Below are 14,421 nucleotides of genomic sequence, written 5' to 3'. Positions count from 1 at the left end.
GCGCGGTTGAGTCCGGTCCGGGTCCGGCGGGGGTTTCGGTGCGTCCGGTCGACGATCACGGTTCCAGCGGGCGCGCCGAAACCCTCCCGGCCAGGTCCGGGACGACCGGCGGGGACGCCGAACACGCGTCGGGCCAGGCGTTACACCCCGGGGAAGAAGACCACCGCCGTCACCAGGAAGGGCAAGAAACGAAAGAAGAGTTAAAACACAAGCACAGGCCGCATTCAAGTCTGGTCGACCCGCACCTGCCAAAGTTGCGGATGTCGCCAGCGGCGATGTTCGAGCACGGCATGGCTCGCGCCGGCTACATCGAGGTCCCACGTGACCCTGACCTGGCGTATGAGTTCCTGCGGACGCGGTGGCGCACGGTCCAGCACTACGGGGTGGAGATCGACGGCCGCCGCTACACGGACCCCGATGGTGTGCTCAAGCAGTTTGAGAATCAGACCAGCCCCTACACCGGTAAAGCGAAGGGCCGCTGGCCCTTCCAAGACGACCCCGACGACATCACCCGCGTCTACTTCCGCGACCCACACGAGCACCGGTGGCACACCTTGCGGTGGGAGCACGCTCCGACGTTGGACATGCCGTTGAGCGAGGACGCGCTGGTGTTCGCCCGTCGGTTGGCCACGGCCAAGTACACCTACCCCGACGACAAGGTCGCCGTGGCCGATCTGCTGGAGCGGTGGAACCTGGGGCTGGGCACCACGCTGGCCGAGCGGCGGATGGCGTTGCGCCTGTCACGTGAGCAGGCCGCCATCGATCTACCGGCACCCTCGCCGGAGCAGACGGTGTCCTCGCTGCCATCGGTGGCACGGGTACTGGCGGCCACCAGCGAACCAGCGTCGACGCCGACGCGTGAGGTGAGCGAGGAGCCGGACGAGCGGGCCACACAGATGGGCGACGACGACACCGATGATCTGGAAGACCTCGACGCCGACAGGGATTTCTACGCCGACGCGTTCAAAGACGTCTGATGGCTACGGGTGCCGGGCCGAGGTTGGATAACCTCACGTTGGCTCGCAAGGAGGGATGGTGCCAGTTCGTCGACGCCCCCCGCAGGCAGATACCGGAGCTGTTGTCCCGGCGACAGATTCGCGCACTGAGCGACCGCGCGAGAAGGGACTATGAGCGGGCGCGGCGAGTCTGGCATGCCAACCTCGGGCCGATCCGCACCCCACAGTTGGCAGAACTGCACGAGGACTTGTGGGACATCGTCGACAGCAACGCCCAGGACGGGGACAAACCCAAAGGAGCGGTCGCGATCGATGCGTTCCTGGACTGGGGAAGACAACCGCGGTGCTGGCGTTCGCTCGGGAGTTCCACCACCGAGAGATCGCCGAGAGCGGTGAGTACACTGACGCCGGGCACGAGCGGTTGCCGGTCTGTCGGGTCGGGTTGACCGGCAACACCGGCATGAAGGAGTTCAACCGGGCCCTGCTGGAGTTCTTCGGGCATCCTGGGAGCAAGTCCGGGACCACGGCGCAGTTCGCCCATCGTGCGTTGGACTGTGTGCTCTCGTGTGAGTGCCGACTGATCGCCGTGGACGACCTGCACTTCCTGAGATGGAACCACGCCAACGGGGTCGAGGTGTCCAATCACTTCAAGTATATCGCCAACGAGTTCCCGGTCACCCTGGTGTTCATCGGGGTCGGGTTGCAACAGCGCGGTCTGTTCAGCGAAGGCGCCTCCTACGCGGACGCGGTGCTGGCGCAGACCGGACGGCGCACCACCCGGCTGGGCATGGACCCGTTCCTGGTCAATACCGGGCGGGGCCGCCGTGAGTGGCGGAAGCTATTGCTGGCTATAGAGCAGCGCCTCGTGCTGGCCAACAAGGTTCCCGGGATGCTCGCCGACGAACTGTCCGACTACCTGTTCGCGCGCTCCACCGGGCACATCGGTTCGCTGATGACACTGATCAACCGAAGCTGCCAACGCGCGGTGCGCACCGGCGTCGAACGACTGGACCGCGACCTAATGGATAAGGTCAAGAATGATGCAGCCGCCGATGCCGCCCGCCGTGAACTGGACGCCGCGCTGACATCCCGCCGCATCACCACCCGCGCCAACCAACCTAAGCAGAAGGCCAATGCGGGATGAGCAGTGGGCGCACGCTGCCGATCCGGGTGGCGCCGCTGCCCGGTGAGCCGCTGGATGGGTGGCTGGAGGCGTACGCGCACCGGCTCGATGTCACCTTCGGGGACCTGCTGGCCGCGTTGGGCCTGCGCATCGCCGGGCGGCAGGCTCCCGACTACACCGTCTACCTGCGGCAACAAGAGGCGGAGCGAATCACCGCGCTGACCGGGGTGCCGGTCGAGCAGGCGCACGCGATGATGCTGCGGCTGTTTGACGGGCACGTGGTCGCGCTACACCCGCGTCGACGGGCGGTCACCCGATCGACCTGGTGGAGCCGCGGCAGCGGCTCCCGGTTCTGCCCCCGCTGCCTCACCGAGCGAGACGGCCGGTGGCTGCTGCGGTGGCGGCTGGCGTGGGTGTTCGCCTGCACCCGACACCGCATGCTGCTCCTGGACGTCTGCCCCGGGTGCGGGCACAGTCCCCGGACCTCGGTCATGCGCATCACCTACGATCATCGGCCCGGAACCTGTCCCCGCCGCGGATGCGGCACCGACCTGCGTGAAACCCACCCGCGCCGGTTACGCACGCACGATCGCCTGCTGGTCGCCCAGGCGTGGATCGACACCATCCTCGACACAGTGGAAGCCGGCACCACCGATGGCGTGGCCGATGCCCCGGCAGCGGTGTTCACCGATCTGCGCACCGTCGCGGGCTGGCTGCTGCGCCAATCCGACCCTGAGGACTTCCACTCCTTCGGGGCCCGCATCGACGCTGCCTGGCAGGCCGCGTGTGGCTACTACGCCGGCGGGGTTCGTCCCAGCCAGTTCCCACCCACTGACGCCGCCCTGATGGGGGCCACCGCCTCGCGGGCAATCGCCCTCATCGACGGCGACGACGATACGGCGATCACGCATCTGCGGACCCTGCTGCTGCGCAGCCCGCACCGCACCGCACCGCCGTCTGCCCACCCGGCCTGAGCCAGCAATGGAGGCACATCTCCACCCGGCTGCGCGGCCGATTCCTGCGGGCCGGAGACCCCGACCGGGGCCATATCGACCGACTCCGCCACCGGTCGGCCATCGCCACCGCCCACCTTCCCGATCCCGCTAGCGATCTACCGGCGATACGGGAACGTCATATCCCGCAACTGCTCTGGCCGGGCTGGACCATCCGCTTGCTTCCCCCACAAGGCTTTCACACCGAGCCGTTCCGCATGGTCATGTCGGCGTGCCTGCTGCTGCCCGGAGAGCATCGGCGCCGCCGTCACGGGAGGCCAACGCGGCTGCACCTGTTAGGCGGCATTCAGGATGAGGATGTCGCGCTCGCACGCATCCCCCGCACTCCTACTGACTGGGCGGCCAGCGCAAGTCCCGCCGCCTGGCAGCGACGACAACACGCCCGCGGCGTTCTCACCCCGGACGTCCTGCGCCGCGAGTACGTCGCCCGAGGGAAGCGACTGTGGCAGATCTCCGACGAGACGGGGATACCCCGTCACATCATCGCCGAGTTCGCCCACGACGACGGCTCTCACCCTGGCCAAGGGGCGGCGAGCGATCACCATCGACGAGCAGTGGCTGCGTGAGCAGTACCTCCACCGAGCACGATCCACAATGGACATCGGCACCGAGTTGGGGATCTCGGCCGAGACCGTCACCCGCAACCTCAACCGCTACAGCATCCCCGCGCGCCCATCCGGCGTCACGAGCTTCCCACAGATGATCACCGTCCTCGACGAAGGCGTTCCCCGGGACATCCGGGCCGCAGTCGACGGCGCGCTGCACGGCTGGATACGCCTGCACCGCTTCCACATCGCCATGGCATTCCCGAACATCGACACCGCCGCCACCTACCTCGGCGCGCACCCCGGCACCCTGGTCCACCAATTCCAGCGGCTCGAACGCGACATCGGCAGGCCACTGTTCCACCGGTCCACCTTCCGCAAACCCCACCGCCCCACCCCACGCGGACAAGCCCTGCTGCGCGACCTGGCCCAGGGACCCATCCAACAGCTGATGGCGGCCGCGCTACGGCACCACCAAATCCGCCCCATGCCTGACGCTGCCACCCTCGCCGAAGCGACGCACCAGGTCATCACCAAGCCCCGCAAGACCACTCCCCGCACTCCTGTCCCGCACAGCACCGCGTCGCGCGCACCGTCGGCCGGCACCGCCTACCAGATCCGCATCAGCCGCCCAGTCCTCACCGTCCTGCGCGACATCATCGACCACCCCGGCCAGTTCTACGGCCTCGAACTCCACCAGCGCACCGGAATCGACTACGGAACCCTCTACCCCATGCTCCACCGCATGCACCAAGCCGGCTGGCTCACCAGCCACCCCGAAGACGAACAATCCTGGCTCGCCGGCGCGCCACCCGGTCGCGGCCCCGGACGACGCCGCACCTACTACGACCTCACCCCCGAAGGACGCCGCGCCGCCCTCCACGAACTCCACCAGCACAAGCCCGGAAACCGAAAGAAAGCCACAACATGAGCAATCGAATCCCTGCAACGCTGGTGACGGCGCGTCTCTACTCGCGTGGTCATCGGCGTGGTGGGGCTCTTACCACGGTGCGGCAGGCCACCCACTCGACCGAAGGGGCGCCACAGAAGGGACCACAAGACGATTGACGCACCCCCACGGACAGTGGGTTCCGCGCCGAAACGCCAGCGAAGGCTGCGCCAATCGGATGATGCCGACGCGATCATGGAGCCGTTCCCGTGCTGGGCCTGGACATAATCCATGCATGCGTACCTGCCCCGGTCAGGTCCTTCCACGTTGCCGCACTGAATGCCTGCCGACCACGCGGCGCACAGCTCAGCGCCATCGGGCGTCGGCACGCGGAGGTGTTCGGTGAGTCCCACTGACCAAGGTGCACGGAACACCGTGACGCAGTCGGTGAGTGGTTCGGTGGTGCAGGCCGGCGCTATCCATGGCGATGTCCACCTGCATGCGCCCGCCCCCTGTCAGAGCGTTCCTCGGCAGTTGCCGCCCTGTCCCTCGCACTTCACTAACCGATCCCAGGAGTTGCGGTCACTGGATCATCTCATGGCGGGTGATCCGGATCGCTCGACTCCCGTGCTTGCGGTGATCACCGGCTCGGGTGGCGTGGGCAAGACGGCGCTGGCGCTGCGGTGGCTGCACTCGGTGAGCGAGTCCTTTCCCGACGGGCAGTTGTACGTCGATCTGTCGGCATTCGGCGCCGGCGGCCCGGCGGCCCCCTCCGAGCTACTCGGGCAGCTCCTACGCGGCTTGGGCGTGCCAACGGCGGAGGTCCCGCTCGCCGTGGCCGAACAGGTGGCGTTGTTTCGGTCGATCACCGCAGGCAAGGCGGTGGCGGTGTTGCTGGATGACGCTGCGTCGACCGCGCAGGTGCGGACGCTGCTGCCGTCCTCGCCCCGCAGCCTGGTCGTGGTCACCAGCCGATGGCGCCTGACCGGTCTCGCGGTCAACGGTGCCCAGGTGATCCCAGTGGATCCGTTGGATTCCGGCGCCTCGGTAGAGCTGCTGGCCCTCGCGGTGGGCTCGGACCGGGTTGCTGACGAACACGACGCGGCGTGTGAGCTGGCCGAGCTGTGTGGCGGCATGCCGATCGCGTTGCGGGTCGTGGCGGCGCGCCTGTCCAGCAGGCCGCGGCGGCGGGTGACCCGCGCGGTGGAGGACCTGCGCGACGAACAACACCGCCTCGGTGCGCTGGCGGACGACGACCGTGAGCTTTCCGTGGAAGCGAGTTTGGACCTGTCCTACCGGGAACTCTCCCCGCAGGCCGCGCGGTTGTACCGGCTGCTGTCGCTGCATCCCGGTGCCATGTTCGGCCCCGGGATCGTCGCGGCGTGCGTCGGTTGCTCCGACGCGTACGCGGAGAATCTGCTGGACGAGTTGGTGGAGGCGAGCATGGTGGCCGACCACGCCGAGGACCGCTACCGCGTGCACGACCTGCTGCGCCTGCACGCGCAGCGCCACGCCAAGCACGAGGACAGCGAGACGGACCGAGCGGGCGCAGTGCAGGCGATGGTCCTGTGGTATCTCGACCATGCGGTGGCCGCCGACCTGGTCGTCACACCGCTGCGGACGCACTACGGCGACCGCTACCGGCGTGCCGAGCAGCCGCAGCGCTTCCATACCGCCTCGGATGGTCTGGACTGGCTGGAGCAGGAACTGCCCAACCTCACGACCGCCGCACGGGTCGCGTTCGAGCGGGGCTGGCATGAGCTGATGTGGCAGCTGTGCGAAGCGATGTGGGGCTTGTTCCTGCATCGCAGCCACTACCCGGAGTGGATCGAAATCCACGAACTCGGCGTGCAGTCCGCGGCAGTACTGGGGGATCCGATCATCGAGTCCCGAATGCTGGTCCAGCTCGCCGCCGCTTACCTGCGGCTGGGCCAGCATGACACCGCCGCCCGGTGGGGCGTGCCGGCGTTGGAGCGGGCCGAGGCCGCCGGGCACTGGGCCAGTGAGGCGACGGCCCGGGAAACCCTGGGCGCCGTCGCGCACGGCCAGGGACGCCTGGAGGACGCCCTGGGCCACTACAGGCGGGCGTTGAGCCTCAGCGAGGAGCATGGCCAGACCCGCGGTGGGGTGCTGCTGTCGACCTACCTGGGTTACCTCCTGCGCGACCTGAACCGTTTCCCGGAGGCGGTCGAGCACTTTCACCGGGCGAGGGGCCTGGCGGCCTCGATCGGGGATCTCACCAGCCAGGCCCAAGCCCTCGTCGGCCTCGGCTCGACCCAGGCCCGGCAGGGCCAGTTCTGCGATGCGATCGCCGGGCTGACCGAGGCACTGTCGCTGTTGGACTACGCGGCTGCCCCGGCGTTGCATGTCGATGTCCTGCACCAACTGGGCGAGATCAGCCGGCAAGCTGGTGATCTTGTGGCGGCCGGAACGCACTGGGAGCAGGCGATACGGCTGTACACCAGCCTGGGCGATCCCAAAGCCGATCAGGTTCGCGCCTTGCTGGACGCACTTGGCGGCCCGCCGTCGGACGACGTTGACCAGGCGAGCCACACGTAGGCCAGCGCGGCATCCAGTCCGTTCTCGGTCCATGTCCTGACGACTTCTCGTCCTCCGGCGATGAGTAGTACGAACAGTTGCCCGCAGCGAGCCACGGCCGCACTGCACCCCGGCGAGCCATCCAGGGCAGCGCTCACTGACCGGCGCGCATCGGCAACGGCTAGCTGATCGCGGCAGACCAGCACGTCGGCCACCTGCTGCCACCGCAGGCCCGCCGTCCCCGCGTGAGCCACCACCATCCGGTCGATCTCCCTGCCCGCCTGATGTATCACCACGATGCGTACGCCGGGGGCGGTCATGCGATCACTTCCGGCAGGGGCACCGGAGACACCGGAAGCCCGCAAGCCGGCTCCGGCAGGCCCAGCAGCCGGTACAGGGTGCGCCGCAGGATCGCCGCCGACTGTCCCGGCCTAGAGGTGATCCGTCCGGCGATCTCGGCGAAGCCCGGCGGCACCGGTCCGGCGCAGGCGCGCTGAATCTGGGGCAGCAACGATTGGTCCATCCGCAGCGGTGCGGCGACCTGGGCGAGGGCATCGGCTGTACTCCCGGGCCGCACATCCGCTCGGGACGCGGTGGCCATCAGGACCGGGACACCGAGTCCGGCTGCGTACTGGGTCACCGAGCCGTGGTCACCGACCACGCAGTCCGCGCCGACCAGCGCCCCACGCCACCCCTCCTCTGGCGGGACCACCACCAACCCTGCGGCCCGTGCCTTCGCCAGCCACAGCAGGACCTGCCGACGGCCGCACTCGGCCCACACGAAGGGGTGGATGACCGCGACAACCCGGTAGTGCTCAGCCGGTAGCTGGGTGGCCAGCTGGTCGAAGAGCTCGATGTCGGTCCCGAACAGCGAGTGCGGCGACCAGGTCGTGCTCACCACTACGAGCCGCTGACCGGCGCGCACGCCCAGTGCCTCTCGGTAGAGCCTGCGCAGCGATCGGCTGGCCAGCATCCGGTCGAAGCACGGGTCACCGACCACCACTGCCCGCGGCAACGCCTGCGGACAGGACTGCCTGAGTACGGAGCGCTCGTCATCGTGGGCGAGCACCAGCGCCGCCGGGACCACCCGGCCGTCACGCATCAGGTGCCCGGGGTGCAGGTCGTGGCCCGGTAGTGTCGCGGCTTCGGGAGTCCTGGGGCCGATGCGGGAGCGGACGCTGCCCGACCCGTGGGGCAGCACCACCAGCGGCGCGTTCAGTTCACCCACACCCCAGTGGCAAGCCGCCAGGGCCAGGTCGAACCGGGTCCGGACCGCCTGCTGCCACGGCAACACCAGACCGCCCAGACTCCGGGTGAATTCCGCGACCCCGTACCAGTGGTGTCCGGTGGCCGGGGTCGTGAACATGACCGCGACCCGGTGATCGGTCTCCAGGACCGGCAGCACGTCCAGCAGCCGGGTACCGGCCTGCAGGTGCGGCACCACAGCCAGCACCGTGCGGCAGCCCGGCCGCGTCATCCACCACTCGGCTGCGGGGTTGCCCGGTGCCAGCACCCACTCGTCGGTGTCCATGCTCGCCGCCTCCCTGTGGCTGTGCGGGTTGTGACGCAAGGCTGAGGGCGGGGGGTGGAAGATCATGTGGAAGATCAACTGGAAAGTGTCGTGGGTCCCTGACTTCACCTGATTGGCCGTATGGCGACGGCCAGGCACCGCGGCTGGATCTGGTTGAGTGGTGGCTTGACGACTGCGGAGGACGGTCGAGGGGGTGCCTGTGGAGTTCCGCATCCTGGGCCCGGTGGAAGTGCTTGACGACACGGGGACGCAGGTCGCTCTGGCACCGAAGGTCCGCGCGGTCCTCGCGGTGTTGCTGCTCAACCTGGACACACCGATCACCAATGACGCCCTAGGCGGTTGGCTGTGGGGCGAGGACGATTACGACCCGCGGACGCTATACAAATACATCCGGGACCTCCGCGCCGTCCTGTCCTCCACGTTCGGCACCGCTGCGGTGTTGCCGCGCAGCACCGGCCTGCAACGCCTGATCCTCGATCCGGACTATGTCGACTATCACCGGTTCTCACGGCATACCGTTGCGGCCCGCTCGACCAGCGACCCTCACGTCGCCCTGACGGCATTCGGCGCCGCGATCGCGGAGTTCCGGGGTGAGCCGCTGTCTGGTATCACGGGCGGGCGGCTGAACAACCTTAGAACCGGCCTGGACCACCAATGGCGTGAAGCCTGTTACCAGCACGCCACCTACCGGCTCGCGCTCGGCCAGCACTCTGATGCGCTCTCCGAACTCAACCACTATCTCGCCCGTTGGCCTAACGATGAACGCTTCTACACGCTGCGAATAAGTGTGATGGCCGCCGACGGCCGACAAGCCGAGATCTCTGCCGACTTCGCCCGTTACTGCCGCGACCACGATGCGAGTGACGCACTGCGCGACCACGTACGACACGTGCGGTCCGGCCGCGGTACCGCAGCCCCTGGCAGGGCACGTACCTTCCCGTACTCGCCAGTGCAATCGATATACACAGAGAAGTCACGGTGGCGATTTGGTGTAGTGCCAGCAAGGGCGGCCTGCTTCCAACAGCGCCACGCCACCCGTCAGTTGACTGGCGCATTGGACCACGGGGGCACCATTGTCCTGACTGGAGCAGGTCGAGCGGATGTCACGCTCAAAAATGTCGATTTGTTTGGCACGCGCGTTTTGTCCGGTTTGGGCGGAGTGGGCAAGACTCAGTTGGCGGCTGATTACGCCCATACTCTCTGGGGTGAAGGCCAAATCGGTTTGCTTGTCTGGATTACCGCAAGTAGCCAACAGGTAATACTTTCAAGCTATGCCAGCCTGTTCACTGAGTTGACTGGTATCGATGAAAGAAATATCGAGCGCGGCGCACGGAGGTTACTGGCCTGGCTGGCCACCACCGACACGCGGTGGTTGGTTGTGTTGGATGACCTCCAATCTCCTGCTCACCTACGTGCGCTGTGGCCGCCGCATACTGGCAACGGCCGTGTGATCGTGACTACTCGCCGCCGAGACGCCGCTCTGGCCGGGGATCACCGCCATCTAGTCGAAGTCGGCCTGTTTACCCCTGAGGACTCCCTGGCTTTCCTGACAGCTAGGCTTGCCGCTCGGCCTGCCCAAGTCGACGGGGCTGCCCAGCTTGCCGAAGAGTTGGGACATCTGCCACTAGCGTTAGGGCAAGCAGCTGTCTATATCGCTGACCGGCAGACGATGACTTGCGCCGAATACCTGTCTCGATTTGTTGATCAGCGCCGAAGGTTGCTTGATTTGCTGCCCGACGCCGACGGGCTACCCGACGACTATCAGGCCACGGTCGCGGCAACTTGGTCACTGTCGATCGAACGCGCCAATCAGCTGATGCCCCCAGGGCTGGCTCGCCCGACATTGGAACTAGCATCGGTACTTGATCCGAACGGAATTCCAATGTCAATGTTCATCGACCACGCAACACTCGCGCACGTAGGCGCGACGGTTGGCCGCGAGGTGGATGCCGAGGACCTTGTGAACGCCGCGTCCTGCTTGCACAGACTAAGCTTGATCACACTAGACCCCGACGCGCCGAATCGCGCGGTGCGCATCCACGCCCTGGTGCAACGCGCTAGCCGCGATACGCTAACTCCCGAGCGCATTGCCACAGTAGTACGCAATGCTGCCGACGCCCTGCTTGAGATTTGGCCGGAGGTCGAACATGAAGACGAACTAGCGCAGGTGCTGCGCGCGAACGCTGCCGCCCTGTGCTCCGTCGCTGAGAACTACTTGTGGCACCCTGACGCTCATGAGATCCTATTTCGTTACGGGGAAAGTCTTAGTCAAGCCGGTCTACTTACAATTGCTATTGACTATCACAACTGGCTATTCGCCGGCGTTAGTAAGATGTTGGGCGCTGATCACCCCGCCGCATTGAGAACTCGCCACAACCTAGCTGGCTGTTATGGCGAGACTGGAGATTGGGTTGAGGCTGCGAACCGATTCGAGACGCTACTTGTAGACTCGATACGAATACTTGGACCCGACCATCCTAGCACGTTGAGAACCCGACAGACCCTCGCCTACTCACACTGCGAGGCAGGGAACCCGGCAAAGGCTGTCGAGCTCTTCCACGCTCTACTCACGGATCGCCAGCGGGTGCAAGGAAATGACCACCCAGAGACGTTAAGAACCCGCCACAACCTCGCCTACTCCTACGGACGTGCTGGCGACTCAACTAGAGCCGTCGAACAGCTGGAAACCCTGCTATCAGACCGTCAACGTTTGACCGGAGCGGACCACCCCACCACATTAAATACTCGTCATGAACTCGCCTACCTGCAGGGCCGTGTGGGAGATTTCGTTGGCGCAGTCGAGCTATTCAAAACGCTGGTTGCAGATCGACAACGGATACTCGGAGACGATCATCCGAGCACTTTGAGAACTCGCCACAATCTGGCTTACTGGTTAGGAGAAGCTGGAGATCCTGTCGGGGCAGTAGGGCAGTTCGAGGTACTGCTAGCAGACTCCATGAGAGTACTGGGACTCGATCATCCTGACACTCTCACGGCTCGCCTAAATCTCGCACGCTGGCGCGGGGAGGCGGGAGACCCAAGCGGAGCGATTGATCAGTTTGAAGCACTACTGGAAGACGACTTTCGAATCCTAGGGCCTGATCATCCTGACACTCTGAGAACCCGAAGTAGCATCGCGCGCTGGACGGGGAATGCAGGGGATCCGAACAAGGCGGTCGAACTGTTCAAAGCACTGCTTGCTGACAGGCTGCGGGTGCTTGGCCCTAATCATCCTGACATCCTGGACACCCGCCAGCAACTTACCCATTGGCAATGGGTTGCCGATACCGAAGCTGGCCCGTAAACATCCGCATGGCCCGTTATTCAGCTACAGCGAGTGATCGCACATGATCATCGCGCACCGTCCTTGATAACTCAACCTTCGACAGAGTCGAATGCTTCTACGGTCTGCGCCAGCGACGGAACACTTACTAACAGGGGCAAAGTGGGGGCTCGACGTTGGGCGGCTGGGACGTCGCGGTCAAGGAAATGTCACGAGTTTGAGACTGATCATGGTGACATCGCCGTGAGACAGACAAGAAGGCCCAGGTCACGCAAGATCAACCTGTAAAGCGCGCTGAGACCCTACACGTTTTGTAGGTTCGCATTTCTGATGGCGGATTCTCAGTAGCGTTGGCGGCCCGACGGCGGATCCGCCATCTGACTGAGACACACCTGTCCGTTCTCGCCGAACTTGGCCGATTCTCACCGTATGGCCGTCATACCTGGCCGGATCTTATGTAGATGACGCCTCGACGGCTTGCCCGTCACCCGTTGGACTGACGGCTGTCTCATCGAGGTTGGCCAGTATCGCCGAATCGCCGACATGGCGACATCGATCAGCGGTGGCGGATGCCGGTCTAGTCATCACAAGATCGGGTGACATCGGTTGGGGGACGAACTCGGGGTGCGCTTCTATGGCGTGGTCGCCTGCGCAGCGGCGCGGGACGGCTCAGGGCAAGACCCGGGCGAGCGCGGCGGTGACGGCGGCGGCGAGGGTGAGGACAGCGGCGAAGGTGGTAGCGGCACGCATCAGGGCAGCGGGGTACGTGGCACCGTCGAGACGGGCGAGCGTGCCCGCGGCGGCGGCGGTCAGGATCGCAAGCACGACGACCAGACTGGCGGCGAGCAGGACGATGGCGATGCGGTTCACGACGGCCTCCCCGAGGTGGGCGGGAATGTTGACGTGACCAAATGTCGCGGAAGCCGTGTTTACCATGGTCCAACTGGACGAAGATGAACACGGTTGGACACGCATCGGTGGGTGGTCAGTGTGGCTGGAGAACGCGATAGGCGCGAGGCCGCCCTGATCGAACTACGCACCAGGCTGAACGACGGGCTTGCCCGTGCAGGGCTGACGAAGAGACAGCTTGAACGTCGAACGGGACTAAGCCACGGAACCATCAATGCGGCTTTCCAGCGCGGAGGGCGTGTTCCGTCTGCCGTGACGGTCGCCGCGCTGGCGCGCACGCTCCAGCTACCGGCAGAGGAGCTGCTGAAGCTCCAGCGGGCCGCGACAAACGAGGTCGATTCTGTCCCTCTGGAGGAGGACCCACCGGGCAAGCCGATCGGGCAGTGGGATCCGCACGATCTGGAGGTCCATCCCGCTGGAACCGCCACCGGCGCAGCTGGCTTCGAGGCCCGGTCTCGGCGGGAGCTGCCCGGTTACGTGCGTCGCGCCCACGATCAAATCCTGGCCAAGGCAGTGAGCGAGGCTGCGGCGGGTCGCAGTCGGATGCTGGTGCTGGTCGGGTCGTCCTCGACCGGCAAGACAAGGGCGTGCTGGGAAGCAGTTCAGGCGCTAGCTGATCGGGGGTGGCGGCTGTGGCACCCGCACGATCCGACCCGGGCCGAGGCCACGCTCGCCGACCTCGGCCGTGTGAAGCCCCGCACGGTGGTGTGGCTCAACGAGACCCAGCACTACCTCGGTCACCCCCAATACGGCGAACGCATCGCGGCCGCACTCCACACGCTCCTCACCGACACAGACCGCCGACCAGCTCTTGTCCTGGGCACTCTCTGGACCGAGTACGCCAACGCTTACGCACGCCTGCCAGCCCCCCAAGAACCTGACCCGCATAGTCGGGTTCGTGAACTCTTGGCCGGGCGTACGGTCGCCGTCCCCGACACGTTTGATCAGGAAGCGCTTGACGCTGCCACCGCCCTCGCCCAGACCGGCGACCGGTTCATGGCCGACGCCCTCACCCGCGCCCGCGCGCATGGGCGTCTCGCCCAGGACCTCGCTGGCGCACCTGAACTCCTGCGCCGTTACGAACACGGCACTCCATCTGTCAGAGCTTTGCTGGAGGCCGCGATGGACGCCCGCCGCCTCGGCGTCGGACTCAATATCCCATACGAATTCCTCGTCGATGCGGCCTCTGACTACCTCACCGACCACGACTACGACCAGCTCACCGACGACTGGGCCGAAACCGCCTTTGCCGATCTCGCCCGTCCTGTCCACGGCACACAAGCCCCCCTGCGCCGGACCTCCACCCGTCCTTCGCGGCGTCCCCCTGGCGCCCCAACGCCGACCACAGCGCCGGCCCCGCGAACAGGACCGATCGTCCGTCTCGCCGACTACCTCGAACAGCACGGCCGCACCACTCGCCGCAGACTGTGCCCGCCAGCCTCCTTCTGGCACGCCGCCGACACCCACCTCACGCAGCCCGACGACCTCAACAACCTCGCCAAAGCCGCAGAGTCAAGAAGCCGCGCTCAGTGGGCCTATCATTTCTGGAGCCGGGCTGCCGATGCTGGCCACCCACAGGCTCTTGAATACCTGGCGCAGTCGCGGTACGACGCTGGGGACCGGGAGGGAGCTGA

The 14,421-nt window shown here is 66.2% G+C and carries 8 protein-coding genes and 1 pseudogene; 7 read left to right on the top strand and 2 right to left on the bottom strand.

Annotated elements, in window-relative coordinates; all coding sequences use genetic code 11:
- The 5 genes and pseudogenes from ACIG5F_RS47770 to ACIG5F_RS47750 form a co-directional block, all read left to right on the top strand.
- A pseudogene (locus ACIG5F_RS47770) lies at positions 1–977 on the top strand (hypothetical protein); the annotation flags it as partial.
- A gap of 322 nt (positions 978–1,299) precedes the next feature.
- Positions 1,300–2,100 carry a TniB family NTP-binding protein gene (locus ACIG5F_RS47765; protein ID WP_396527018.1) on the top strand — a complete coding sequence of 267 codons (801 nt, stop codon included), beginning with the start codon at positions 1,300–1,302 and terminating at the stop codon, positions 2,098–2,100.
- A complete protein-coding gene (locus ACIG5F_RS47760; RefSeq protein ID WP_396527017.1) occupies positions 2,097–3,053 on the top strand; it encodes a TniQ family protein in 957 nt (318 codons plus the stop codon). Before ACIG5F_RS47765 ends, ACIG5F_RS47760 begins: the two co-directional genes overlap by 4 nt.
- Positions 3,054–3,686: 633 nt before the next feature.
- On the top strand, positions 3,687–4,568 hold the full coding sequence (locus tag ACIG5F_RS47755) for a LysR family transcriptional regulator (protein WP_396527016.1): 882 nt from the start codon (positions 3,687–3,689) through the stop codon (positions 4,566–4,568).
- A 393-nt stretch (positions 4,569–4,961) separates the two neighbouring features.
- Positions 4,962–7,085: an ATP-binding protein gene (locus tag ACIG5F_RS47750; RefSeq protein WP_396527015.1), complete on the top strand. Its 2,124-nt coding sequence runs from the start codon at positions 4,962–4,964 to the stop codon at positions 7,083–7,085.
- A 295-nt stretch (positions 7,086–7,380) separates the two neighbouring features.
- Here ACIG5F_RS47750 and ACIG5F_RS47745 read toward each other — a convergent pair whose 3' ends face one another.
- Positions 7,381–8,595: a hypothetical protein gene (locus ACIG5F_RS47745; protein ID WP_396527014.1), complete on the bottom strand. Its 1,215-nt coding sequence runs from the start codon at positions 8,593–8,595 to the stop codon at positions 7,381–7,383.
- 199 nt (positions 8,596–8,794) lie between these two features.
- Here ACIG5F_RS47745 and ACIG5F_RS47740 point away from each other — a divergent pair, with 199 nt between their 5' ends.
- Positions 8,795–11,899 carry a tetratricopeptide repeat protein gene (locus ACIG5F_RS47740; RefSeq protein ID WP_396527013.1) on the top strand — a complete coding sequence of 1,035 codons (3,105 nt, stop codon included), beginning with the start codon at positions 8,795–8,797 and terminating at the stop codon, positions 11,897–11,899.
- Positions 11,900–12,547: 648 nt separating this feature from the next.
- Here ACIG5F_RS47740 and ACIG5F_RS47735 read toward each other — a convergent pair.
- The gene (locus tag ACIG5F_RS47735) at positions 12,548–12,748 is read right to left on the bottom strand and encodes a hypothetical protein (protein ID WP_396527012.1); all 201 of its coding nucleotides are present in this window, start codon (positions 12,746–12,748) and stop codon (positions 12,548–12,550) included.
- A 93-nt stretch (positions 12,749–12,841) separates the two neighbouring features.
- Here ACIG5F_RS47735 and ACIG5F_RS47730 point away from each other — a divergent pair.
- Positions 12,842–14,421: helix-turn-helix domain-containing protein (locus ACIG5F_RS47730; protein WP_396527011.1), on the top strand; the 1,580-nt coding region annotated here is incomplete at its 3' end.

This window comes from Kutzneria sp. NPDC052558, assembly GCF_044547355.1.
In the GTDB taxonomy this organism is placed as follows: Bacteria; Actinomycetota; Actinomycetes; order Mycobacteriales; family Pseudonocardiaceae; genus Kutzneria.
The sequence above is the reverse complement of the archived record's forward strand: the minus strand, read 5'-3'. Positions and strand labels throughout refer to the sequence as shown.

Excerpts from the sequence above, each read along its gene's own strand:
- ACIG5F_RS47760 (WP_396527017.1), top strand. The coding sequence starts at position 2,097 with ATGAGCAGTGGGCGCACGCTGCCGATCCGGGTGGCGCCGCTGCCCGGT.
- ACIG5F_RS47755 (WP_396527016.1), top strand. The coding sequence starts at position 3,687 with ATGGACATCGGCACCGAGTTGGGGATCTCGGCCGAGACCGTCACCCGC.
- ACIG5F_RS47745 (WP_396527014.1), bottom strand. The coding sequence starts at position 8,595 with ATGGACACCGACGAGTGGGTGCTGGCACCGGGCAACCCCGCAGCCGAG.